The sequence below is a fragment of the Rhodococcus gannanensis genome, assembly GCF_042681175.1.
GTDB lineage: Bacteria > Actinomycetota > Actinomycetes > Mycobacteriales > Mycobacteriaceae > Rhodococcus_G > Rhodococcus_G gannanensis.
On record NZ_JBHUFB010000012.1, the window covers coordinates 129,875 to 150,649 of the forward strand.

Annotated in this window: 21 protein-coding genes; 9 read left to right on the forward strand and 12 right to left on the reverse strand. The window is 67.8% G+C overall.

Features of this window, described 5'->3' with window-relative positions:
- Positions 1 to 118: 118 nt before the first annotated feature.
- Both gdhA and ACFSJG_RS15435 read left to right on the forward strand, forming a co-directional pair.
- Positions 119 to 1,468, forward strand: coding sequence for an NADP-specific glutamate dehydrogenase (gdhA, locus tag ACFSJG_RS15430; protein WP_378486113.1), 1,350 nt, complete (start codon positions 119 to 121; stop codon positions 1,466 to 1,468).
- Between the two features lie 352 nt (positions 1,469 to 1,820).
- Positions 1,821 to 2,417 carry a DUF8020 domain-containing protein gene (locus ACFSJG_RS15435; protein ID WP_378486114.1) on the forward strand — a complete coding sequence of 199 codons (597 nt, stop codon included), beginning with the start codon at positions 1,821 to 1,823 and terminating at the stop codon, positions 2,415 to 2,417.
- Positions 2,418 to 2,426: 9 nt separating this feature from the next.
- Here the strand turns inward: ACFSJG_RS15435 and ACFSJG_RS15440 are convergent, their stop codons facing one another.
- A complete protein-coding gene (locus ACFSJG_RS15440) occupies positions 2,427 to 3,455 on the reverse strand; it encodes a tyrosine-type recombinase/integrase (protein ID WP_378486115.1) in 1,029 nt (342 codons plus the stop codon).
- Between the two features lie 98 nt (positions 3,456 to 3,553).
- Here ACFSJG_RS15440 and ACFSJG_RS15445 point away from each other — a divergent pair, with 98 nt between their 5' ends.
- Positions 3,554 to 4,069, forward strand: a complete 516-nt coding sequence (locus ACFSJG_RS15445; protein ID WP_378486116.1) for a hypothetical protein — start codon at positions 3,554 to 3,556, stop codon at positions 4,067 to 4,069.
- Between the two features lie 148 nt (positions 4,070 to 4,217).
- Here the strand turns inward: ACFSJG_RS15445 and ACFSJG_RS15450 are convergent, their stop codons facing one another.
- The 3 genes from ACFSJG_RS15450 to ACFSJG_RS15460 all read right to left on the reverse strand — a co-directional run bounded on the left by ACFSJG_RS15450 (position 4,218) and on the right by ACFSJG_RS15460 (position 7,157).
- The gene (locus ACFSJG_RS15450; protein ID WP_378486117.1) at positions 4,218 to 4,862 is read right to left on the reverse strand and encodes an RES family NAD+ phosphorylase; all 645 of its coding nucleotides are present in this window, start codon (positions 4,860 to 4,862) and stop codon (positions 4,218 to 4,220) included.
- Between the two features lie 2 nt (positions 4,863 to 4,864).
- Positions 4,865 to 5,461 carry a hypothetical protein gene (locus ACFSJG_RS15455; protein ID WP_378486118.1) on the reverse strand — a complete coding sequence of 199 codons (597 nt, stop codon included), beginning with the start codon at positions 5,459 to 5,461 and terminating at the stop codon, positions 4,865 to 4,867.
- Between the two features lie 241 nt (positions 5,462 to 5,702).
- Positions 5,703 to 7,157, reverse strand: a complete 1,455-nt coding sequence (locus ACFSJG_RS15460) for an NAD(P)/FAD-dependent oxidoreductase (RefSeq protein WP_378486119.1) — start codon at positions 7,155 to 7,157, stop codon at positions 5,703 to 5,705.
- A 123-nt stretch (positions 7,158 to 7,280) separates the two neighbouring features.
- Between ACFSJG_RS15460 and ACFSJG_RS15465 the strand changes: the two genes are divergently transcribed.
- Both ACFSJG_RS15465 and ACFSJG_RS15470 read left to right on the forward strand, forming a co-directional pair.
- The gene (locus ACFSJG_RS15465; RefSeq protein ID WP_378486120.1) at positions 7,281 to 7,916 is read left to right on the forward strand and encodes a TetR/AcrR family transcriptional regulator; all 636 of its coding nucleotides are present in this window, start codon (positions 7,281 to 7,283) and stop codon (positions 7,914 to 7,916) included.
- Between the two features lie 46 nt (positions 7,917 to 7,962).
- The gene (locus ACFSJG_RS15470; protein WP_378486121.1) at positions 7,963 to 8,334 is read left to right on the forward strand and encodes a hypothetical protein; all 372 of its coding nucleotides are present in this window, start codon (positions 7,963 to 7,965) and stop codon (positions 8,332 to 8,334) included.
- An 860-nt stretch (positions 8,335 to 9,194) separates the two neighbouring features.
- Here ACFSJG_RS15470 and ACFSJG_RS15475 read toward each other — a convergent pair.
- The 4 genes from ACFSJG_RS15475 to ACFSJG_RS15490 all read right to left on the reverse strand — a co-directional run bounded on the left by ACFSJG_RS15475 (position 9,195) and on the right by ACFSJG_RS15490 (position 14,676).
- Positions 9,195 to 9,923, reverse strand: a complete 729-nt coding sequence (locus tag ACFSJG_RS15475) for an ABC transporter ATP-binding protein (RefSeq protein ID WP_378486122.1) — start codon at positions 9,921 to 9,923, stop codon at positions 9,195 to 9,197.
- Entirely contained in the window at positions 9,920 to 12,667 is a 2,748-nt protein-coding gene (locus ACFSJG_RS15480; protein ID WP_378486123.1) for an ABC transporter permease subunit, read from the reverse strand. Before ACFSJG_RS15480 ends, ACFSJG_RS15475 begins: the two co-directional genes overlap by 4 nt.
- Positions 12,668 to 12,734: 67 nt before the next feature.
- Complete coding sequence (locus ACFSJG_RS15485; protein WP_378486124.1) at positions 12,735 to 13,931, reverse strand: ABC transporter substrate-binding protein; 1,197 nt, start codon at positions 13,929 to 13,931, stop codon at positions 12,735 to 12,737.
- Positions 13,932 to 14,115: 184 nt separating this feature from the next.
- Complete coding sequence (locus ACFSJG_RS15490; protein WP_378486125.1) at positions 14,116 to 14,676, reverse strand: nuclear transport factor 2 family protein; 561 nt, start codon at positions 14,674 to 14,676, stop codon at positions 14,116 to 14,118.
- 158 nt (positions 14,677 to 14,834) lie between these two features.
- Here ACFSJG_RS15490 and ACFSJG_RS15495 point away from each other — a divergent pair, with 158 nt between their 5' ends.
- Positions 14,835 to 15,431 (forward strand): TetR/AcrR family transcriptional regulator, encoded by a 597-nt coding sequence (locus ACFSJG_RS15495; RefSeq protein ID WP_378486126.1) that lies wholly within the window; start codon positions 14,835 to 14,837, stop codon positions 15,429 to 15,431.
- A 57-nt stretch (positions 15,432 to 15,488) separates the two neighbouring features.
- Here the strand turns inward: ACFSJG_RS15495 and ACFSJG_RS15500 are convergent, their stop codons facing one another.
- Complete coding sequence (locus tag ACFSJG_RS15500; RefSeq protein WP_465270024.1) at positions 15,489 to 16,142, reverse strand: PaaI family thioesterase; 654 nt, start codon at positions 16,140 to 16,142, stop codon at positions 15,489 to 15,491.
- 141 nt (positions 16,143 to 16,283) lie between these two features.
- On the opposite strand from ACFSJG_RS15500, the gene ACFSJG_RS15510 reads away from it, so the two are divergent.
- Entirely contained in the window at positions 16,284 to 17,144 is an 861-nt protein-coding gene (locus ACFSJG_RS15510) for an LLM class F420-dependent oxidoreductase (protein WP_378486127.1), read from the forward strand.
- A 248-nt stretch (positions 17,145 to 17,392) separates the two neighbouring features.
- Here the strand turns inward: ACFSJG_RS15510 and ACFSJG_RS15515 are convergent, their stop codons facing one another.
- Complete coding sequence (locus ACFSJG_RS15515; RefSeq protein ID WP_378486128.1) at positions 17,393 to 18,346, reverse strand: TIGR03557 family F420-dependent LLM class oxidoreductase; 954 nt, start codon at positions 18,344 to 18,346, stop codon at positions 17,393 to 17,395.
- A gap of 127 nt (positions 18,347 to 18,473) precedes the next feature.
- Between ACFSJG_RS15515 and ACFSJG_RS15520 the strand changes: the two genes are divergently transcribed.
- Together ACFSJG_RS15520 and ACFSJG_RS15525 are read left to right on the forward strand one after the other, a co-directional pair.
- Positions 18,474 to 19,100 carry a HemK2/MTQ2 family protein methyltransferase gene (locus ACFSJG_RS15520; RefSeq protein WP_378486129.1) on the forward strand — a complete coding sequence of 209 codons (627 nt, stop codon included), beginning with the start codon at positions 18,474 to 18,476 and terminating at the stop codon, positions 19,098 to 19,100.
- Positions 19,101 to 19,173: 73 nt separating this feature from the next.
- Positions 19,174 to 19,356 carry a CDGSH iron-sulfur domain-containing protein gene (locus ACFSJG_RS15525; protein WP_378486444.1) on the forward strand — a complete coding sequence of 61 codons (183 nt, stop codon included), beginning with the start codon at positions 19,174 to 19,176 and terminating at the stop codon, positions 19,354 to 19,356.
- An 83-nt stretch (positions 19,357 to 19,439) separates the two neighbouring features.
- Here ACFSJG_RS15525 and ACFSJG_RS15530 read toward each other — a convergent pair whose 3' ends face one another.
- A complete protein-coding gene (locus ACFSJG_RS15530) occupies positions 19,440 to 19,712 on the reverse strand; it encodes a hypothetical protein (RefSeq protein WP_378486130.1) in 273 nt (90 codons plus the stop codon).
- 154 nt (positions 19,713 to 19,866) lie between these two features.
- Positions 19,867 to 20,742, reverse strand: a complete 876-nt coding sequence (locus ACFSJG_RS15535; RefSeq protein WP_378486131.1) for a universal stress protein — start codon at positions 20,740 to 20,742, stop codon at positions 19,867 to 19,869.
- Positions 20,743 to 20,775: the final 33 nt, after the last annotated feature.

Sequence of the window (20,775 nt, forward strand, 5' to 3'; positions counted from 1 at the left end):
CTGAGCGAAATGTCACGCTGCGGAAGTCGTGATTTGCCCGGATCGCTGTGATTCGCTGGAGGCTCCATTCCTGTGTGTACGGGGCGTGTGTCCCGTGATTGATGAGGAGGGCTGTCACGTGAGTGGGCAGGTCCGTGAGCGAGTCGACCGGTACTTCGAGGACGTCACGCGGCGCAACGCCGGCGAACCCGAGTTCCACCAGGCCGTCGCCGAGGTGTTCGAATCGCTCACCGTGGTCCTCGAGCGGCACCCCAACTACGCGGACGGCGCCCTCATCGAACGACTCTGCGAGCCGGAGCGGCAGATCATCTTCCGCGTCCCCTGGCAGGACGACCACGGCCAGGTGCACGTCAACCGCGGCTTCCGCGTCCAGTACAACAGCGCACTCGGCCCCTACAAGGGCGGCCTGCGGTTCCATCCCAGCGTCAACCTCGGCATCGTCAAGTTCCTCGGGTTCGAGCAGATCTTCAAGAACTCGCTCACCGGCCTGCCCATCGGCGGAGGCAAGGGCGGATCGGACTTCGACCCCAAGGGGCGATCCGAGGGCGAGATCATGCGGTTCTGTCAGTCCTTCATGACCGAGCTCCACCGGCACGTCGGGGAGTACACCGACGTCCCCGCAGGCGACATCGGCGTCGGAGGCCGCGAGATCGGCTACCTCTTCGGTCAGTACAAGCGGCTCACCAACTCCTACGAATCCGGCGTCCTCACCGGCAAGGGCCTCACCTGGGGCGGCTCGATGGTCCGCAAGGAGGCCACGGGCTACGGCGCCGCGTACTTCGTCGCCGAAATGCTCAAGACCGCGGGCACCAGCCTCGACGGACGTCGGGTTGTCGTCTCCGGCTCCGGCAACGTCGCCATCTACGCGATCGAGAAGGTGCACCAGCTCGGCGGAACCGTCGTCGCGTGCTCCGACTCGTCCGGCTACGTCGTCGACGACAAGGGCATCGACCTCGAGCTGCTCAAGGAGATCAAGGAGGTGCGGCGCGGCCGGATCTCCGACTACGTCGACGAGCGCGGCGACGCCCAGTTCTACTCGGGTGGCAACATCTGGAACGTGCCCTGCGACGTCGCGATGCCCTGCGCGACGCAGAACGAACTCGACGACCTGTCCGCGAAGACCCTCGTCAACAACGGTGTCAAGGTCGTCGCCGAGGGCGCGAACATGCCGACCACCCCGCAGGGCATCGCCGTGTTCCGCGATGCGGGCGTCGCCTTCGCTCCCGGAAAGGCCGCCAACGCAGGCGGCGTTGCAACCTCCGCCCTCGAGATGCAGCAGAACGCGTCCCGGGACTCGTGGAGCTTCGAGTACACGGACGAGCGACTCTCGAAGATCATGCGCGACATCCACGACCGGTGCGTCACCACTGCCGACGAGTACGGCAAGTCGGGTGACTACGTCCTCGGAGCCAACATCGCCGGCTTCGTGAAGGTCGCCGACGCGATGTTCGCACTCGGAGTCATCTGAGCGAACGGTTCGTGACGGGGCGTCGGGCAATCGCCCGGCGCCCCGTCTTGCGTTCCGTTCATAGCGGCGTACGAAAAGCCTTGCAGTGCAGTCGCAGTGGGACCTGGTTTGTGCACGTGATGTGATCGTTGCGCTCGGCGGGATCCGATCGACCGCTTCGCACCATGAATTTTCGACACCGAAAGGCATCCGGCAATCGCCTGGCGCGTTTTCGTTCGTCAGGTGGATCGGCCGACGTCAGAACGCTGTAAGGGGCAGACGCGGGGCCGTTCGGACTCTATTCTAGGTGATGTTCCGGACGGTCTTTCGACCAGATCGGGGCCGTCCTCGACGTGATCGAAGGAGCCCCACCATGAAACTTCACAAGGCCGCGGTGGTCTCCGTGGCCATTGCAGCGGCTGTGAGTGTCGGCGCCGGCACTTCGGTCGCCAATGCGGCTCCGGCGCAAGGTGACAGCTCGATCGGCTACACCCAGACGGTGTCGCCGGGCGGCACGGTGTCCACGATTCTCGATTCGGGGGCATTCCGGCTGACGGCCGGGGGAGGAGCGGTCGACGTCGTCGACAACGCGGGTACCGCGCTGACGACGCTGCCCCTCGCGTACTCGATGGGCGGACACCCGGTTCCGGTCTCGGCGACCATCGGTCAGGACGGACGCCAGCTGATGCTGACGCCGCAGTCACCGCCGCTCGGCATCCAGCCGGTTGCCGACGCTGCCGCCTACCAGAACATGGTCGACCAGGCCGAGAAGGGCTGGTTGAACGGCGGTCAGCTCAACGCGAACACCGGAGCCGCGATCGGCCTCGTAGTCGGCTGCGTGCTGTTCCTGTTCGTCGGATGCCCGCTCGGTGCTGTGATCGGTGGAACCATCGGCGCCGTGACCGGCACGATCAACGCCAACCCCGAGTTGCAGCCCGCGATCTTCGCGTACCTCGCCACGCTGCCCTGACAGCAGCTGTCAGGGCTCGGTGGTCGTCCCGGCGGCACGACGAACGAGGTCGTACGCCGGGTTGAGGGCCGCGGCTCCGCGAACCTCGGTACCGGCGCCCGACGTGTAGCGCTGCGTTGTCGTCATGGACTCGTGGCCGAGCATCCGCATCAGTGTGTACACGCTGACGTTCTGATCGGCCATCGCCGTGGCGAAGGTGTGACGAAGCTGGTGCACGAGAGCGCCTTTCGCGCGATCGCCGTTGATGCCTGCCCGCCGGTAGGCGCGCTCGACGCGATACTGGAGTGTGCCACGGGTGATCCGCGCTCCGCTCCCTCCGACGAACATCGGGTCGGTGGGGGCGAAGCGCTGCCACGGGTCGGTGGCGGCACGCCGACGGGTGGTCGCCGGAAACCGCCGCGCACGGCTGTCGAGATAGTCGCCGAGCACCTCCACGACGACCGGCTCCACGGTCACGACACGTTCCTTGTTCCCCTTGCCGTGTACGTGGATGACCTTGGCGGCCTCGATCCGGTCGCCCGCGGAATCACGGAGGTCGCCGAGATCGATCGCGATCAGTTCGGCCGACCTGAGCCCGGTCAGCAGGCCGGTGAGGATCAGTGCCAGATCGCGTTCGGGCCAGGCGCGGGTTCCCTCGTCCGGAGCCTGGAGCGAGGCGATCAGGCGCTCGACCGCATCCGCGTGGAATGCCTTGGGTACGGTCTTCGGTGCCTTGGGTCTGAGCACCGACGACATCGGGTTCGCGACGATGATGTCGGCGGCGAACAGGAAGTCACACAGCATGTTCCACGTCGACCAGCATCGACGGATGGAAGCGGGCTGTCGGGTGTCGGCGTACTCGGCGAAGGCGCCGCGCATCGCCCCCTTGTCGATGACGGTCGGGGACAGTCGCTCGGGCGGCACGCCCGTTGCGCGCGCCAGGCTGTCGGCCACCGTCCGATAGTCCTGACGGTAGGCCCGAAGAGTGTTCGGTGACGGTTTGGCGGTGCTCCGGTAGACGAGGAACTCCTCGAACCAGTCGTCGAGCGATTCGGTCACGTGTTCGATTGTGCCGGACCGCACCGTCACGTTCGGTGGCCGGGCGGATCGGCGGCGTCGCTCGCATCGTTGACGTACGTCAACACTAGGCTGGCAGCGTGGAGTCGAACACGCGCCCGTTCCGGTACTCGTTCGTCGCGTCGGTGCTGCCGCTTCGGGTGGAGGAGCGAGTGCGCGGTGAACTGGACGCCGACATCGCCGATCACGGACCGTTGCAGGTGATCACGGCGAGTGCGCACGCGATGCGTGGGTATGCTGCGGGGGTCGACCTCGTCGCCAGGCTGAGCGGAGCGGGTGTCCACGTCGAGCGCACGCAGCCGGAGCTGGTGAATCGCAGGATCATCGCCGACCGGGCCGGCTGTACCCGTCAGGCCGTCGCCCTCTGGGTGAACGGGCAACGGCACCAGGCTGATCCGTTCCCGTCGCCGTTCAACCTGACGCTCGGGCAGTCGTGGCTGTGGGGAGAGGTACAGGCATGGTTGCTGCGGCGGGGGATGGGAAGCGAGGACACTGCGGCGATTCCGACGATGCGGGACCACATGCGCGTGGATTCGCACATCGCGCACAACCGCGCCGAGTACCGGGAGGCGGCAGACCGAGCCAGGGCGCTGTGACCTGGGAAGCTGTCGAATCCTTCGAGTGTTCCACAGAATAATGTCATAAGGCGGATTATCGGCACTGGGGCCGGGCAGTTCACGACCAACCGCAACCCGCCCTGACGGGCGGGTGCCCGGCCTGCCGATCGGTGAATGTGGTGACCCGCTACGGACCGAGGGCCGCGTTGTGCGGTGTGAGCAGTGCGCCGAGCAGGTAGTGGCCGTCGCTGGAGTCGAGGGGGACCACTCCGCCGACCGGCGTGATGCCGGGGTGGACGTGGACGGTCGGTGCGCCGGTGAGCATCCACGACAGTGTGTTCTCGTCGTGGCGCGGTCGGAACTGGATGCCGTCGACGTCGGGATTGGCGGCGAGAATCGCTGCCGCCCAACGCCGGGTCTGCAGGTATCCCGATGGATCGCACTTGGTGAGCCACACCCCGGCGTTGATACGGGAGGACCCGGTACCGGTCAGGTCGACGACACGCAACGCGCGGGTGGTGCGGAGCTCGCTCAGCACTCGACCTGCGATCTGCACTCGAGGGACGAGCCGGGGTGACTGGTCCACGGGAAGGTTGCGGCACAGCGTCTCGGCGACGGCCGCGGCCGGGCTGTCGCCGACGTAGGTGTAGGCGTACGACCCGTCGATGCTGTCGAAGCGGCCACCCTTGCGTGGCCGAGGGCTCGCAGTCGGATTGAGGTCCGCTGCGCCGCGCTTCGCGCTGTGTATGCGCCACAACGGTGTTCCGCTCGGGACCGACACGATCAGTGCGGAGGGCAGGGGTGTGGGCGGATCCGGATGATGTGCCGCCACACTCAATCCTGCGTGATGTCGTCCGCCAGGTCGCGGAGATCCTCGTCGTGGTCGCCGGCGACGGCGAGTTCGGCGGGGGAGCGGGGGTCGTCCGCGAAGTCGGTGGGGGAGAGCCACCACGACGCGACGCCCCACGGATCGTCCTTGGCGCCGAGTCGCCGGTTGAGTTCACGGACGATCGGTCGGACCTCCTGGCGGGCAGCGTCGAACTGGAAGGCCGGATAGAGCTTCTGTCCTGGGGCGGGGAGTGCGATCACGGACCCCGACGTGGCGAGCCGGCTCGCGGTGTTCCTGCTCGTCGCCGACTTCCCGAGGATCCGGCTGACGGCGGTCGAGTCCAGCATGTCGTGCTGGTCGACGATCGCGCCGAGCGCCGAGGCCACGATCCGCGTGCGCGCAACGGCCGCGGCCGCGGGATTGGCCACGGCACGTTCCTGTGTGTGGGCGAGGGTGGGGCTCATCGCGAGCAGTGCCGTCACGTCGTCGCGCACGGGGCGCAGCGTCGGGCGGCGCGCGAACTCCTCGCTGAGCAGTGCGACGAGATCCTGGTCGGACAGCGCGTGGATCGAATCGCGAGCCGTGTCCCTGTCGGCGAGCATGGCCATCACCTCCTTGTGCCGGTAGTGTACCGCGTGTCAACCGTGTCGAGCCAGTGTGGATCGGTAGGGAAGGCGCGCTGCGCGACGCGCACGCTGAAACTGCGAGCGCGCCGTGGTCACCGATCGCTGCGAGCGGCAGCGCAGGCCTCTCCAGCGATAATGGCATAACGCTGCATTTATCAGCCCGAAGTGGAGACTCCCGAATCGTCGACCGTCACAAGCAGCATCGACAGGGGAGGGGTCACAGGGTTGCGGCGACACCGATCGCCGGTGGAGTCGCGGAATCACCGTGGGGGAGAGCGGACGTCGCGTGACCGCGGAGGAAGGTGTGTCGCATCTGCCAGTCGGAACTCATCCGCTCGAGTTGCTCGCGGAGGTCGGCGAGGACGTCCCGGGCCGTGAAGTTCGGACGTCGAAGGGCGCGTGCGTACGATGCCGCGACCGTCGCCGGCGCAGTCATCGCGGCCGGGCGCTGGACACGGTTGTAGATGTCGGCAAGGATCGCCGCGTACTCGGGCCGGGACTGCGCCCGATGGTAGAGCTCGTACTCGATCGGTGACGGAGAAGCGCCCGCGGCGAGGAAGTTCGTCCACTGGTAGATCTCGATACAGTCCCGTTCTCGTGTCGCCGCCCACTGCGCGGTCGCCTCGTCGATCGCGGACGCAGTGACTCCGGCTCGTGACGCGAGGACCGGCGCGAGCGCCTCGCCGAGCAGTCGGCCGTAGCGGTAGCCGTCGCGGATGCCCTGGGCGGTGACGGGATCCTTGAAGTGGCCGGCGTCGCCGGGGAGCGCCCAGCCCGGACCGCTCGACCGCCGGAAGTACGATTCGATTCCGGTGCAGGAACGGACCTTCGACGTCAGCTCGCAGCCCTTGAGGCGTCGCGCAAGCCCCGGGATGGCGTCGATACCGGCGAGGTACGCGTCGTGCACCTTCCTCCCGCGGAAGTCGGGTGCGAGCGCGATCGGAGGCTGGAGCAGCGACAGCAACTGTCCGTCGTCGCAGGGGAATGCGGTGCCCAGCAGTCCCTCGACTCGCCATTGCGTGGCGATGTGACGCAACGACGTGTGCGGGTCCGTCCAGTATCCGAAGTAGCAGGCGCGTCCACTGGGTGCGCAGATCAGGGGTGCTTCGGCCCCGACCTCCCTGGCCACCATGCTCTTCCGGCCGTCGGCGCCGACGACGATCGGTGCGCGAGTCTCGCGTGCGCACCCGTCCGGATCGGTGTACCGGACGCCGACGACGCGGCCCGCGGACCGGATCAGGCCCGTCGCCGCGCACTGCTCGCGGAGGTCGGCGCCGGATGCGACGGCGGTGTGCCGGATTGCCTCGTCGAGCTTGGTTCGTCGAACGCACATCGCATAGTCGATACCGGACACGGGGGAGTAGCCGGTTTCCCAGCCGATGTCGTCGAGCACCGCCTGCGCGACGGGAAGCCTCGGTGCACCGATGGCTTCGACCGCAGCAAGGGCGCCGAGCGCCTGGATCTCGGCCATGGTGCTCGGCCACAGGAGGTGGGTGGACAGCGTGTCCGAGGGGAATCGCGCCGAGTCGATCGCGAGCACCCGGAGTCCGCGTTCCGCAAGGGCGATCGCCGTGGCGGAGCCTGCGCACCGGGCTCCCACGATCACGGCGTCGAACTGCTCGACGGTGCCGGTTCCGTCGGCACCGGGGTGTTGCTCACTGCTTCCGATCATGCGGACCGACCTCTCGGCTCGTCGAAGGACTTCTGACCCGACGTAATGTCCGACACGGTGTCAGATTGACGTTATGCCTGGTCATGGCGGGTGTCAAGAATGGTTGGGGCGTACGATCGGCGTATGGGATCGGTGACCAGGTCAGATGGTGTCGCGGCACGTGAGCGGCGTGTCGAGGTGACCGAGCGGGTACTCACCGCGGTCGAGGAGTTGCTCGCAGGCGGTGAGCGGTACACCGAGATCCCGGTCATGCGGATCGCTGAGCGGTCCGGGATGTCGCGGACGAACTTCTATCAGTACTTCCCGAACAAGAGCGAGGTGCTGGTCCACGTAGCCGAAGTGGCCTCGGCGGCGTTCTTCGATGCGCCGGCTCGGTGGTTCGCGGACGATTCCGCTCTCGACCAGGGGTTGCCAGGCGTGGAACGCGTGATCCGAGAGATGGTGGCGGGCTTCCGGGAGCACTGGACCGTGATGCGTGCGCTGGGTGAACTCGCCGCGTACGACTCCGAGGTCGCGGCGTTCTGGTTCGGTCGGATCAACGGCTTCATCGAGGTCGCGGCATCGCACGTCGAGTGCTGGCGTGAGCAGGGGAGGGTGGATCCAGCGGTCGGGCCGGAGTCGGTGGCTGCGGTGACGTGGATGGTCGAACGGGCTGTCACGCAACATGTTCTTCATCCGAACGGCGCCGTCACCGACGAGGGGTTGGTTCGAGCCCTGGCGAGGACGATCTGGTTGACGTTCTCGCAGGGCTCGAGGTAGAGGCTGGTCAGTACCACCAGTCCCGGCGGCGGGACGGAGTGACCAGGTGATCGAACGCTTCCGGGTCGCCGAACCGCCACCGCCGACCTGCCGCTACGAGAGCGGCTGCATTCCGGCGACGTTCGCGGCGCAGATCCCTCCGATGACCGACGCTGTCGCGGCACAGCGAGCAGCAGCAGATGTGTTCGCCAGTGAAGTGGAACTCCCAGGAACATCCACCAGAGGAGTTGTGGATCGCGTCGTCGGGCAGGTCGCAGACGCCGAGACGATGATCGTGCTCGACGGCCGCGGCAAGCTCGCGACGGGCAATGCGGACGACAAGGGGAGCGTGGGCATCGGTACGCGACAAGGCAATGCCTTTCGTGACGGGCGCCCCGGCCCGTTACCCCCGGATGGGGACGCGCCGGGGCACGGGTAGCTCCGCCCCGTCGCGGGCCCGCGTGAGCAGGCGGCATCGTTCGTTCGTCATGTCGGAAAGGATGCCACAGCCGTCCGACATGTCCTGGGGGATCGCAGACTTGGTAACGGTCGGGCGATCAACATCGACCACCATCGGTCAGCGCGCCTCCGAAGATGTTGCAGCACTGTATATTTCGTGGATAATCGCAATTATCCACGAAAGTCGGAAGTGGTCGGCGGTGGCTGGGACGCGGGGAGCGTCGACCGCGCACAGCTCGTCACATCGTTCTCGGCGCCGAATCGTCGGGCGTTCGGCGCGCCGGCGCCGCAGTACGGGCTGAAGGTCGCATTCGTCCGATCAGACCGAACGAATGCGACCTTCAGTCGGATGTGCAGGGCAGGTGGAGTTCCCGGGAAGGGGTCGGCGAGGTTGCCGCCGCGTGAGACGGGTCGACTTCATCCAGGCTGCCGCCGGCGGCCGGCCGCAGTCTCTCCTCAGGGGACGGCCTTCCCCACACAAAGTGACATAATGTCCCTTATCGGGTGCACGCTGATCTGGCGTGATAATCGAGTTCGCGCCACGTTTGGTGTCCACCCGAGCCGGCTCGGTCCTCGCCGAGCATCTCGCGCATGCGCTTTCTCTTGGATCGAAGCGTCGTGTGCCCGGCCGGCGCAGACGGCGACACGGATGACTCCGGCGGGATCGGTTCGTCGACGCTCGCACGCCCCGCGGTTGCATGTGAATGGCATCGGACGGATGCCTCTTGCGGCCCGACCGTTGTCTGTGAACTCCCGAACCTGGTTCCCCACTGCGTCCCGCCAGCCCACGTCAATACGTCACAGTGACGTATTGACGTGGGCTGGGCGGGACGCACGACCTCATGCTCCGGCCGATGCACCGACTCCGAGATAGGCACGTTCGACGCGTCCGATGTCCGCGGCCAGCGCGGCGCCGGTGTCCGTCAGCGCGATCTCGCCGTGGACGAGGACGATCGCGCGGTCGGCGATCTCGAGCGCGAGGCGAACGTGTTGCTCGACGAGCACGACTGCGGTGCGGTCGGTTTCGGCGACCTGGCGGAGCACGGGCAGGATCGACTCGACGACGACCGGTGCGAGGCCCATGCTGAGTTCGTCGATCAGCAGGATCTTCGGCTGTTGCAGCAGCGCCCGTGCGATGGCGAGCATTTGCTGTTCGCCGCCGGACAGTTGTCCGGCGGCGACACGCAGACGGGATTCCAGGGCCGGAAAGTACTGGAGCGCCCGGTCGACACCGGCTCGTCGGTTGCCGCGACCGCGAATCGCGAGTCGCAGGTTCTGTTCCGTGGACAGGCGGCGGAACAGGGCTCGGTCGTCGGGCACGAGCACCAGGCCCGCACGGACGGCGTCGCGTGGGCGTCCCGAGGCGAGAGGATCACTCTCGACGGCGACGGTGCCGCCGAGGCGCGGAAGCAGTCCGGCGAGAGTCGACAGGAGTGTCGTCTTCCCGGCGCCGTTCGGGCCCACGAGGGCGAGGATCTCCCCCGCGTCGACCGTCAGATCCAACCCGCGCACGCACGGTGCCGATTTCGCGTATCCGGCCTGGAGGCCGGTGCACTGGAGCACGGTCACGAGTTCACCTCCGTGGGAACGGTTTCGGGAGCTTCCGGCTGGTGCGCAGGTGATCCGAGGTAGGCGCCGACGACCCTGGGGTCGTTCCTGATCTCCTCGGGCGTTCCGACGGCGATCACCTTGCCTAGGTCGAGGACGACGACCCGATCGCACACGTTCAGCACGAGGTCCATGTCGTGGTCGATGAGGAGCATGGTCACTCCCAGGCCCCGGGCGGATCGCAGCCTCTCCCCCAGCCATCGGCTTTCCGAGCTGTCGAGGCCGGCGGCGGGTTCGTCCAGCAGGGCGACTGTCGGGCGTCCTGCGAGCACTCGTGCCACCGACACCAGTTGCCGTTGTCCCTGTGAGAGGTCTGCCGCGGTGGTGTCGGCGAGTTCGGCGATGTCGAGGAGCGCCAGCACCGATGCCACCGAGGTGTCGGTGTCGCCGCGGTGGCGGATCGCGCCGACGGCGACGTTCTCTGCGACCGTCAGTTCGTCGTAGAGTTCGATGTCCTGGAAGGTGCGGCCCAGTCCTGCTCGGCTGCGCCGGAACGGTGGGAGCGTGCCGATGTCGTTCCCGCTGAGGATGATTCGTCCCTCCGCTTCGGCGAATCCGCTGATCGCGTCGACCAGTGTGGTCTTGCCTGCGCCGTTCGGTCCGATCAGGCCGACGATCTCGCCCGCCCGCAGGTCGAAGCCGACGTCGTCGACGGCTCGGACCGTTCCGTATCGGACACCGACACCCTGGACCGACAGGACGGTGGTGCCGTCCGCAGGTGTCGGGGTCGTGGGGGCGGCGGGTGCGGGCGTGGGCACTGTCCGACTCCGGTCGGCAGCTCGTCTACCGGGAATCGGGATCCGCTGGAGGTGCCCGGCGATGCCGTCGGGACTGGTGACGACCGTGACGACCAGCAGGATGCCGCTGAGAAGCATGTAGTAGTCACCGAAGTGCAGGTATCGCTCCGTGACGAAGTACAGCAGTCCGCCGGGTGCGAGCACCCCGGCGAGCAGGCCGCCGGACACCGACGTCACGCCGGCGATGTAGAAGACGGCGAACAGGCCGATGCCCGCGAACACCGTGTAGGTGCCTGCGGTGGCGAGGGTCTGCTGGTACGCCAGCAACGAACCACCCAGACCGGCGACGAACGACGCGATGGCGAACGCTGTCAGCTTCGTCAGGCCGACGTTGACGCCGGACGCGGCGGCGGAGCGTTCGTTGGTGCGGACGGCGAGCATGGCCGCGCCGAGGGTGCTGCGGCGCAGGGCGGCGACACCGAGCGCGACAGCGGTGACGACGACGAGGCAGACGACGCCGAAGGCGATGCGCGGGTAGCCCTCCCCTGCCCCGATGCCGAGTTCGATTCCGAACAGGCTGGGTGGGTCGATCGGCGCACCCTGGAGCCCGCCGTTGAGGTCGGGGTTACGGAACCAGAACGCTTCCGCGAAGACGGCGAGCGCGAGTGTCGCGACCATCAACGGGAGGCCGCGGACCCGAAGTGCGGGCAACCCGACAATCACTCCGACGACCATCGCGGCGAGGGCGGCGAGGAGGGGCGCGATCGGGAACGGGATGCCCAGGTTGGTGGAGAACCTGCTGAGTGCGTAGGCGCCGACACCGGCGAGCGTGAGCTGAGCGAGGGACACCTGGCCGGCGTAGCCGGTGACGACCACGAGGGACAGTGCGATCACTGCGAAGATCATCGTCCCGATGACGGCGAGGCGGAGGCTGCCAGAGGTGGTCAGCAGTGCGACGAGCCCGATGACGAGCCCGAGGACGGTGGGCAGGGCGATGCGCTGGGGACGCGGGGATCGGCCGAGGTCGTGCCGGATCACGGCTCCGCGCCCGGGCAGCGGCTGCCCGCGCACGAGGAGGAAGCCGAGGATCAGCACCAGCGGAACGGCCTCGGCGACACCGGTGCTCGGCATCCAGTCCCATGTCACCTGAAGGTTCGTGGCCTCGGACTGGAGCATGCCGATGGCGAGTCCGGCGCCGACGGTGAGGGTGATGCTGGCGAAGTTGCCGACGAGCGCCGCGGCGAGGGCGGGCACGATGAACATCGTGTACGCGACCGGATTGAGCGGCACGAGAGGGGCGATGACGATGCCGCCGATGGCGGCGGTGGCGGACGACAGGGCCCAGTTCGCGATCGCGATCCGGTCCGGGGAGAGCCCGGTGAGCAGTGCGCCCTTCTCGGATTCGGCTGCTGCTTCGGTGGCGACGCCGAACCGTGTGTACCGCAGCACGAGTGCCGCACAGACCGCGAGTCCGATCACGACGGCCGCCAGCCACAGCCGGTCGGTGGCGACGGGACTGTCGCCGATCGTGATGCGGCCCTGGTCGAAGATCGGGCCGACGGCGGGGGTGATCGTTCCGACGCGCAGCGCGATCAGTGCCTGCAGCACGAGCATCACGCCGATGGACGCGACCGCCTTGGCGAGCACGGGAGCGGTGCGTAGTGGCCGGAACACGAGGAGGTAGAGCAGGACGCCGAGCAGGGCGGAGATCGCCACGGAGACGACCAGTGCGGGCAGGATCCCCCATTTGCTTCCGAGGTCGACGGTCGGGTCGAAACCGGGGATCGGATTGAGGAATTCGCCCCTGCGGAGGAACGCGTACGTGTACGCCGCGTAGAGGGCAACGGCCCCGGTGGCGAAGTTCACCACGCCGGAGCTCTTGAAGGTCATCACGAGGGCGAGGCCCAGCGCGGCGTACACTGCGCCGTTGCCGATCCCCAGCGCCAGGAAGGCGACGTGCTCGGTCATGTGAAAGGCCCTGTCGGGTGGGTTCGTGATCGGGACCGCCGGGGCCGGCGGTCCCGATCACGTCGGATTACGTGTTGACGGGGACGGTCTCGGAGAGGGTGCCGTCGGATTCGACGGTGCTCACGAGAATCGACTTGCTGCACAGCGCGGTGAGGATCGGGACCGCAGTGCCGTCGCAGGTGAACGTGAGTCCGGGAGCGGCGGGCATCGGAACGTCCTTGGCGGTCGACAGTGCCGTCTTGAAGGACTCCGGGGTGACGGGGCCGGTGAGCGACTTGCCGACCTCACCGAGCGACATCATCACCTGGTAGCCGAGGTAGCCGAGACCCTTGAGGTCGGTGTCGGGGGCGTACTCGGCCATCACGCTCTTGTACAGCTCGACGGTCGGCTCGTCGGAGTCGAGGACGACGGTGGTGAACGCCTTGGCTCCGGCGATCGCCTCGACGCCGGTGGACTCGACGACCGCCTGGTCGAGGCAGCTGGCGATGAGGTACTTCTGCACGTCCGGCGCGACGGACTGCAGTGCCTTGATCGCCGAGGTGCACAGTCGGGTGTCGCCGACGATGGAGACGGCGTCGGGGTTGCTCGCGAGTCCGGCGGTGATCTGCGGCGTCGGGTCGGCGACCGCGTTGGGGATCGTGACGATCTCGAGTTCGACGCCGGCCTGCTGGAAGATGGGGTTGCCGACCATCCCGAGCGACGATGCGGCGTCGCCGGAGTCGCCGACGAACAGTGCCACCTTCTTGACGCCGTCCTTGGCTGCCGTGGCAGCCTGTCCGCCGAGAATGGAGACGATTCCGCCGGACAGCATGAACGAGTTGGGCGACATCATCTCGACCTGCGAGACGGGTGCCTGTGCGATGAACGGGATGCCTGCTCCGGTGACGATGGGGAGCATGACCGCGCCCTGCGCACCGAGCGGTGACACGACCGCCGCGACGCCCTGTTCGACCATCTGGTTGGCGCAGGCGGTGGCGGATGCCGGCTCTTCCTGCTGGGTACAGATGACGAGATCGACCTTGTGTCCGCCGATTCCGCCGCCGTTGTTGTTGAGGTACGCGACGGCGGCCTCGCCGCCTTCGCGGACCATCGGCAGCGAGACTGCGCCGCCTTCGGGAGTGATGAAGCCGATCTTCACGGGATCACCGGTGGCGGGGTTGGACGGCAGCGCGCTGGTGGAGCCCGCGTCGGAGTCCGTGGAACCGTCGTCGGCGCAGGCGGTCACGCCGCCGAACGCCAGGACGCCGACGGCGCCGACGATCATTGTCGAGCGAAGCTTACGACTGAGTGAGTGGGTTGCTCTCACACTGGTTCCTTTCGGGAGGCACAGGCGCCGAGTCGGGTTGCGCCGTGCGACTGGAGGTTCCGGTAATCCGGGTCGGCGTCGACTTCCGTGTGATTCTGCCCACAGGCGGAAGCGGTGGGGGTGGTTTCGGTGATTTGCGCCGTCACCACATGGGAACGGGCGACTGTCCGGCCCGGTACCAGCCGGGGAGCGGCTGCCGCTTCTGGGCGGCCTCGACGACGCGGGTCATGCGCGCGGTCATACCGTCGGTGATGACGCCGTCGGTGATCATCTCCATGAAGAGGGCGGTGACGTTGCCGTAGTCGAAGAAATCCCGCTGCCAGCCGAACTTGTGGTCGCCTGCGTACTTGAACCAGCTGCCCTGGATTCCGTCGAGCGCGTAGTGCGAGCCGTCCGGCCGGGTTGCCTCGAACACCTGCTTCCACAGGCCGATCATGTCGCCGGTCTTCTCGTCGACGACCCAGGACTGGTACGGGTAGGTCCAGCCGTCGAGGCCGTCCATCTCGAGTCCGATCGCGAGGTCGCGGATCTCGTCGCGCCCGACGGCCATGAAATCCCATTCCGGGCCGTAGTTCCATCCGTAGGTGGCGTCCTCGGTGTAGTAGTCGGCGAGGTTCCGCCAGTTCCCTGCCTTCTCGCCGTCTCGGTTGGCCTGCAGCCAACGTTCGATCATGTCGTCGAGTTCTGCGCGCTCGAATGCCATCGACTTCCACCTCTCACCTGATGCTGGTTGACAGGTGTCGAAGCTAGCGTATTGACACCTGTAAAGTTCCCGAATTGCGGTGATTCGCGGGCGCAGGTAAATATCGAGGTGAGAGCATTCTTTTGCGGGCTGGAACGCGGCTGTCCTAGTGTCAAGGCATGCCACCGAAACGTATGCGCGGTGAGTCGGCGTCTCCGCGGCGATCGCTCGCCGGACGCCCGGCGGACACCACCGGCAAACTCATCGACGCGGCCGTCGACGCGCTCCGCGACGTCGGCTACGACCGACTGTCGATGCGGGACATCTGCCGCCGGGCGGGCGTGACGCACGCGACCGCGTACGGCTACTTCGCCTCCAAACAGCATCTGGTGTCGGAGGCGTTCCACCGCAGCCTGGTCGAGTGGTCCACGCGGCCGATCTTCGGGGACACGGCCGGCGAACGGCTCGCGTACACCTTCGCCGGCCTCGGGCAGTTCATGGCGGAGGATCCGTCACTGAACACCGCGGCGATGGCCGCGATGCTCGCCGACGATGCTGACGTGCACCGGCTGCGCGGCAGTGCCGGCGACCTGATCGGCCGGAAGTTGGTGGACGCTCTCGGGGATCGCGCGAATCCGGCAGCGCTCGACGCGCTGAACATGGCCGTGTCCGGCGCGATGCTGCAGGCCGGCATGGGGTTCACCAGCTACGAGGCGATGGTGCAGCGACTCAAGCGGATGGGTGAGCTCGTCCTCGCGGAGACGTCGGCAGGCTGACGTCCGTCCGAGGACGGATTCGGTCCCGGCTCGTATCCGCCACTGCCGCAGCGCTGTTCAGCGTTGCCCGGGGTTGAGCTTGATGAACAGTGCCTCCATCTCGGCGCACAGGCGATCCCCGTCGTGCAGGGTTCCCTTGACGTACACCTTCCGCCCGTCGATCCTGTCGGCCCAGGTCCGGATCTGCAGCGGCGTGTTGAGGGGTGTGATCGACCGGTAGTGCACCGTGAGGTAGGCCGTGCGGCTGACACCCTGGATGGCGACCGCGGATGCGTAGCCGCCGAGTTCGTCGAAGGCGACGGCGATCTGGCCTCCGTGGGCGGCGTTGTTCCCGCCGAGGTGGAAGTCGCGGAACGTGAGTGTCGCGTAGGCGCCGTCGTCGTTCAGATAGGTGACGTCGAACGGGGGCAGGTTGATGTTGCCGCGGGCCGGGAGGTCGATGCGTGTTCCGGACGGCGAATGCCACTCGTCGATGCGCGCTGCCGCAAGCTTGTCGTTGATCTCTGCCAGCTTGTCGATGAGTTCGTCGGCGAGCTCCGGGGTCGGGCAGGCGTATCGGACGTTGTCCATCAGCGTGCGCACCTGTTCGCTGAACTCGCCGTAGCGCGGGCCGCCGCGTTCGGTGGTGATCGCCGCCCGTGCGCGGAAGCCGCCCTCGTGCGGACCCTCGATTTCGGTGGACACGTCAGGACTCGCTGAACCGTCGCTCATGGATGGACCGTAGCCGAGGCGCGCGGCCGCCGTGTCCCTCCCCCAGGTCGACGCGCCCCGGATCGGCTCTCCGCCACCATGTCGACTTCGGTGCCGAACGAACAGATGTCGTGGACTGTCGAGCCCGGTACCGTCCGTGCCATGAACCTTGACGGTGTGGGTGTGTGGAGTTCCCCCCTGCGATACGGGGATGCCGGTGCGGCGGCGGAGGCGGCCGCCGAAGTGGACGAGTTGGGTTTCACGGCGCTGTGGATCCCCGACGTCGGGGGCCCGGTGCTCGACGCCGTCGAGAACCTGCTGAAGGCGACGACGCGAACCGTGGTGGCGACGGGGATCCTCAACATGTGGATGCACGAGCCGCACGACGTCGCCGCGGCGCACGCCCGTCTGACCGCCGAGCACGGTCCACGGTTCCTGCTCGGTCTCGGGATCAGCCATGCGCCGCTGATCGACAGCACGGAACCGGGGCGGTACCGCAAGCCGCTCGCCATGACGAAGGCATTCCTCGACGGACTCGACTCCGCGCCGCAGCCGGTCCCGGTGGACAGCCGGGTGCTGGCGGCGCTCGGGCCGAAGATGCTGGAGCTGGCGGCGGAACGCAGCCGCGGCGCGCACCCGTACCTGGTGACGCCCGAGCACACCGCCATCGCACGGGAGACGCTCGGCGACGGTGCCCTGCTCGCCCCCGAGCAGACCGCGATCTTCGCGGCGGACCGGGACGAGGCCCGCGCGGTCGGAGCCGGATGGCTGGCCGCGTACCTGTCGATGCCGAACTACGCCAACAACCTTCGTCGGCTGGGGTTCACGGACGACGACTTCGCCACGATCAGTGACCGGCTGTTCGACGCGGTGATCGTGTGGGGTGACGAGGCGAACGTCCTGGCCCGCGTCGAGCAGCACCGTGCCGCGGGCGCCGACCACGTCTGCGTGCAGGTCCTGCGGGCGGATCAGCGGGAGATTCCCCTGGAGGAGTGGCGGCGCCTCGCCGCCGCCCTGCGTTGAGGCGATCGCGTGGTTGACGTGATTGCGAGGAGGCTTCCTGGGCACTCGAAAGAGATGACCACACTTCATGCCCTCGCGCTGTCCTGCAGTCTCAAACAGTCGCCTGCCGAGATGTTCAGGCTTTCCGCTTCTTGTCCCGGCGCGTGATGATCACGAAGGCCACCACGGCATGGAGTCCCAGAATCACGGGTAGATACCCGGAATCGGCGGTTTCGCCCGGGTTTGCGGCGTGGTCTTGTACCGACCGTTCAACGGCGCAGCGCAGGGCCCAGCTCGTCGCGGTAGAAGTCGAGGAACCCGTCCGGGTCCGGCCCGGCGTTGGTCAGGGCCAGGTGGTCGAATCCGGCGTCCTTGTAGGGGCGGATCGCGTCGAGGTGCGCATCCACGTCGGGTCCGCACCCGAACGAGGAGCGGATGTCGTCGACGGTGACGTATCGGGAGGCGGATTCGAAGCCCGAGATGCTCGGAAGCTCGGCTTGCACCGGCCACCCGAGTGCGCCGAACCTGAACATCGTGTGCGCCGATTCCGCGGCGGCTTGTTCGGTCGGCGCCCAGGACAGCGACACCTCGGCGTAGCGCGGACCATTGCCACCTGCGCGCGTGTAGTCGTCGACGAGGTCCGCGGACGGTTCGGTGGCGAAGAGTCCGGATCCGTACTCGGCTGCCAGCTGTGCGGCCGCTCCCCCTCCTGCCGCGACAACGATCGGTGGTGGGGATTCCGGTAGGTCGAAGACGCGGGCGTCCTCGAGTTGCAGGTGCGTTCCGCGGTACGAGTGGTATCCGCCGGACCAGAGCAGGCGCATGATGTCGATCGACTCGCGGAGCATCTCGCGTCTGACGTCGACGGACGGCCAGCCGCGTCCGACGACGTGCTCGTTGAGCCGTTCGCCGGTGCCGAGCCCGAGGGTGAAGCGGCCGTCGGACAGTAGAGCTGTGGTGGCGGCGGCCTGCGCGACGATCGCCGGGTGGTAACGGAGGAACGGGCAGGTGACCCCGGTTGCCAGCAGGAGCCGATCGGTGGTCGCGGCGATCGCAGCAAGGACGGACCAGGCGAAACCCGAGTGGCCGTGACTGTCGAGCCACGGGTGGTAGTGGTCGCTGACCTCGACGAAGTCGAAGCCGACATCCTCGGCGAGGCGCGCCTGCCGGACCAGTTCGGTCGGTGAGTAGCCTTCTGCGAACAGTTTGTAGCCGATTCTCATGCTCGTGTGTTACCCGAAACATCCGCCGGTCACACGTGGGGGATGTTTCGCGGCGGGGTCGGTTGGGCATTTCTCGGCAATGCCGACTACTGCCGATCAGTCCGGGGTCATCGTGCGCCTGCCTGGGGTGTATCGACCTCAGGCCGACACCTGGCTTCTCGCGGAGGCGCTCGCCACCGCCGGTGTTCCTACGGGTGCGAAGGTTCTCGACTTCTGTACGGGCAGCGGTGCGGTGGCGGTGGCCGCCGCGCAGTGTGGCGCCTCGGACGTCATGGCCGTGGACGTGTCCGTTCGGGCGGCGGTGTCGGCGTGGCTGAACGGTCAGCTGCGCCGTTTGCCGATCCGGGTGGCTCGCGGCGGTCTCGACGTGGCTCGCCGGTCGGGTCCGTACGACGTCGTGGTCGCGAACCCCCCGTACGTGCCGGTCGCCGAGCCGAACAGCGGCGCGGGTTCGCGGGCGTGGGACGGTGGCCCGACGGGTCGCAGTGTCGTCGATCCCCTGTGCGAGGTGATGCCGGAGTTGTTGCGGCCGGGAGGCTTCGCGTTGATCGTCCATTCCGAGGTGACCGGACTTGCCCGCACCGTCGATCAGCTGCGGCAGACCGGGTTGAAGGCGGCGACGGTGGCGCGGGCGCGGATTCCGTTCGGGCCCGTGATGGAGCGGGAGTCGTCGAATCTTCGGGCGCAGCGGTTGATCGAGCCCGGTCAGTCCTGGGAGGAAGTGGTGGTGATCCGTGGCGACCGTCCCGCCTGACCCGAAGTCCGTCCCGGAGTGGAACGGACCCGATGCGCACGTGATTCGCCGGATCCCCGGCGGGCCGGCGCTGGTGCGTGGACCGGTCCGGATGACCGGGACCGACGGCCGCGTGGTGGTGTCGGACCGGGTGGTGGTGGCGGTGTGTCGTTGCCGCTTGAGTTCGATTCACCCGCTGTGCGACACGAGTCATCGAGCCCTCCTCCGGCACGGTCGCGAACTTCACGGTCACGACCCCCACGAGGATGATTCCTGACCGGGTGTGGTGGCCGGGCCCATATGCATTACCCCGGTTGCCCAGCCGGAGCGCTCACTGGAACGCTCCGGCTGGGCAACGGGTCACGTGTGAGGTCCGCGGGTCGCGTCGAGTGGCCGCGAGCGGCGTTGCGTGGCAAGCACCGCGAGGGCACCGAGGACCAGTACGACGGCACCGACGATGCCGGACAGCCACGCCCACCCCTCGTACCCGTACCCGGCTGCCAGCACGCACAGGGCGATCAGGATGACGCCGAGCATGACGGCGCCGTAACCGGGCCACCCGCGCGGGTTGCGGATTGCTTCTCCGGCGTTCGGCCTGATGGTGTTCGATCCTTCGATGTGCTCCTCGGTCACGAGGTACGCCCCTTCCTACGCCGCGGGCGGCGGTTGTGCTGCCCACGGCGTAGTGGTTCCCGTGTGAACCGCCGTTCAAACGTGTTCTGTCCGGTTCTCCGGCACGTTGTGTTCTGGGGGTGATCGACGGCGACGGCGCGGTGGACGGGCGGGGTCAGTTGCGGACGATCAGCGTGGGGCAGTTCGTCTTGTGCACCAGCGCTCGACTCGTCGACCCGAGGAACGTTCGCGACAGCCCGCCGCGGCCACGGTTCCCGACGACGACCAGCTGCGCGTCCGCCGCGAACGAGACGAGCGCGTCGACGGGGTGGTCCTTGACGACGACGTGCCGGACAGTCACCTCGGGATAGTCCTCGGCGAAGCCGGCGAGGCTTTCCGCCAGTGCCGCCTCCTCACGCTCCTTCACGGACCGCCAGTGGAACGGATGGTCGTGCGCGGTCAGGGCGGACAGGCTGAAATCCGACCAGGCGTGCACGGCAACCAGACCGCTGCCACGCAGTGACGCCTCGATGAATGCTTCCTCCACGGCCGGTTCGCTGTTCGCTGTCCCGTCGGCCCCGACGACGACGGTACCGCCGGGGACCTCCGCGGACTGCTCGCGGATCACCGCGACCGGACAGTCGGCGTGTGCGGCGACCGCAGTGCTCACCGAGCCGACGAGTCCGCCGGTGAACTCACCGCGGCCCCTCGCACCGAGCACGACCATCTGCGCCGACGACGACTGCTCGACCAGGACGTGGCTGGGGGCCCCGGCGACCAGTTCGGTGCTGACGGTGAGCGATCCTGACGATGCCGTCTCCGTCGCGATCGTCGTGGCTCGGCTCAGGTGCCCGCGCCGCTCGGATTCCTGGTCCTCGAGGTATCCGGGTGGTAGTCCGATGGGGACACCGGATCTGCCCTGCACGAACGCGGCGGCGACGATGTGTAGTGGGGCGCGGCGACGGTCGGCGGTCACGGCGGCCCAGCGGACGGCTTCGTCTGCCGACGGTGACCCGTCGACCCCCACCACGATCGGGACACTGTCGGTCATTTGTTGCTCCCTTCCTGGGTGGCGTGGCGGCGG